Origin of the sequence: Flavobacterium sp. (assembly GCF_023151265.1) — a bacterium.
In the GTDB taxonomy this organism is placed as follows: domain Bacteria; phylum Bacteroidota; class Bacteroidia; order Flavobacteriales; family Flavobacteriaceae; genus Flavobacterium.
Map to the genome: position 1 here is coordinate 1 of NZ_JAKLJH010000239.1, position 1620 is coordinate 1620.

Annotated in this window: 2 protein-coding genes and 1 pseudogene; 1 reads left to right on the top strand and 2 read right to left on the bottom strand. The window is 32.5% G+C overall.

Going from position 1 to position 1620, the window contains the following annotated elements; translation table 11 throughout:
• Positions 1 to 236 (bottom strand): annotated as a pseudogene (locus L6Q46_RS13970) (hypothetical protein); the annotation flags it as partial.
• 46 nt (positions 237 to 282) lie between these two features.
• Between L6Q46_RS13970 and L6Q46_RS13975 the strand changes: the two are divergent.
• A complete protein-coding gene (locus L6Q46_RS13975) occupies positions 283 to 513 on the top strand; it encodes a uracil phosphoribosyltransferase (protein ID WP_133609015.1) in 231 nt (76 codons plus the stop codon).
• Positions 514 to 533: 20 nt separating this feature from the next.
• On the opposite strand, the gene purD is transcribed toward L6Q46_RS13975, so the two are convergent.
• Positions 534 to 1620, bottom strand: a 1087-nt coding sequence (gene purD / locus L6Q46_RS13980; protein ID WP_291284825.1) for a phosphoribosylamine--glycine ligase, incomplete at its 5' end; no start/stop codon positions are given.

A 1620-nucleotide genomic window follows, 5' to 3' on the forward strand; every position in this document is an offset into this window, starting at 1 on the left:
AATAAAAACAACGCATAATTGTTTCCTTTGGTTAATCCGTTCTTGAGTGTAATGAAATTTAAAATGAATAATGAAGCAAAAAGAAGCACATATAAACCAAACTCTTCAGCATAATAAATCCAATTAGCATTAGGTTGTGCTAACACAATTATCTTCACAGAAAAGAAAAAAAGCGATAGAATACCTACTACTAAATAATTAAATGGTCTTGTTTTACTAAAAATGCTTGCTAACATTAGAATATTTTATATTTTTGTGGTGTAAATATAATACTTTATCAAAATGAAATCATTTTTTGAAGGAATACAATCACTTTTCGTAGATTTTTTATTCTTACCAATGGATTGGTTAAGAGAACTAGAATTAACTAATTGGTGGACTGCAAATATCTTAAACTGGATTTTTATTATTATTTGTTGTGGTGCAATGACATATTGGATTAAGCAATTGAACATCTTCAAAGCAAATAATGAAGATGAGCAAGATACTACTGCACACTCATTTTTAAAATAATCTTAAGATATTAGCAAGGATTATAAATCCTTACCAATATCGTTTCTAAAATACATCTTATCAAATTGTAGTTTTGCTATACTTTGATAAGATTTTTTTATGGCTTCTTGAAAGTCGTTTCCGTATGAAGTTACCGCAATTACACGACCTCCATTGGTTACCACTTTTCCGTTTTCTAATTTTGTTCCTGCATGAAATGGTATAGAATCCGTGATGTTTTCTAAACCGAAAATCTCTTTTCCTTTTTCATAATCTTCTGGATAACCTCCTGAAACTACCATGATAGTTGTAGCGGCTCTTTCATCAATCTCCAGCGTGATTTTCTCTAATTCTTGATTTCCAATGGCTTCAAAAATTTCAACTAAATCACTTTTTAATCTTGGCATGACTACTTCTGTTTCTGGATCTCCCATACGAACGTTATATTCGATAACCATTGGTTCGCCTTTCACGTTTATTAATCCGATGAAAACAAATCCTTTGTATTCGATTCCGTCTTTTTGTAAACCTGCGATGGTTGGTTTTACAATTCGAGTTTCAATTTTTTCTAATAAAACCGCATCAGCAAATGGAACTGGAGAAACCGCTCCCATTCCGCCTGTATTTAAACCTGTGTCGCCTTCTCCAATACGTTTGTAATCTTTTGCTGTTGGTAATACTTTATATGATTTTCCGTCGGTTAAAACGAAACAACTTAATTCGATTCCGTCTAAAAATTCTTCGATTACTACTTTGGAACTTGCTTGTCCAAATTTAGCACCAACTAACATATTTCGTAATTCGGTTTTCGCTTCTTCTAAATCAGATAAGATTAAAACCCCTTTTCCGGCAGCTAATCCATCTGCTTTTAAAACGTAAGGTGCTTCTAAAGTTTCTAAAAATTGGCAACCTTGCTCTACTGTATCTTTGGTGAAACTTTCGTAACGAGCCGTTGGAATGTTGTGTTTTACTAAAAATTCTTTAGCAAATTCTTTACTTCCTTCTAATTGCGCTCCCACTTTTGAAGGTCCAATTACTGGAATATGTTTAATCTCAGTGTCATTCTTGAAGAAATCATAAATTCCTAGAACTAATGGATCTTCTGGTCCAACCACTACCATTTCTACT

Excerpts from the sequence above, each read along its gene's own strand:
- L6Q46_RS13975 (WP_133609015.1), top strand. The coding sequence starts at position 283 with ATGAAATCATTTTTTGAAGGAATACAATCACTTTTCGTAGATTTTTTA.